Here is a 311-nt window from a genome sequence, read left to right as displayed (position 1 = left end):
ATCAAGGAAAAGAAGGCTATGTGTCGTTAGAGTTTGTGAAGTTAGAAGCAGGAAAACAAGAAGAAAAGCCAGCGGAAGACATTACGAATGGAACGCAAGAAGTAGGAACGATCAATGCGACAAGTCTCCGAGTAAGAAGTGCGGCGAATACAAGTAGCTCGGTTCTAGGAAACTTAAAAAATGGTGAAAAAGTAACAGTACTAGGAAAAGTAAATGGCTGGGCGAAAATCAATTACCAAGGAAAAGAAGGTTATGTGTCGTTAGAGTTTGTGAAGTTAGAAGCAGGAAAACAAGAAGAAAAGCCAGCGGAA

The 311-nt window shown here is 40.5% G+C and carries 1 protein-coding gene; it reads left to right on the top strand.

Features of this window, described 5'->3' with window-relative positions:
- Positions 1-311: SH3 domain-containing protein (locus tag DPQ31_RS29575; RefSeq protein ID WP_261797491.1), on the top strand; the 311-nt coding region annotated here is incomplete at both ends.

Origin of the sequence: Bacillus sp. COPE52, from assembly GCF_003355115.1 — a bacterium.
Taxonomy (GTDB): domain Bacteria; phylum Bacillota; class Bacilli; order Bacillales; family Bacillaceae_G; genus Bacillus_A; species Bacillus_A toyonensis.
Note: the sequence above shows the minus strand (reverse complement) of the source record. Positions and strands in the feature narration are given on the sequence as shown.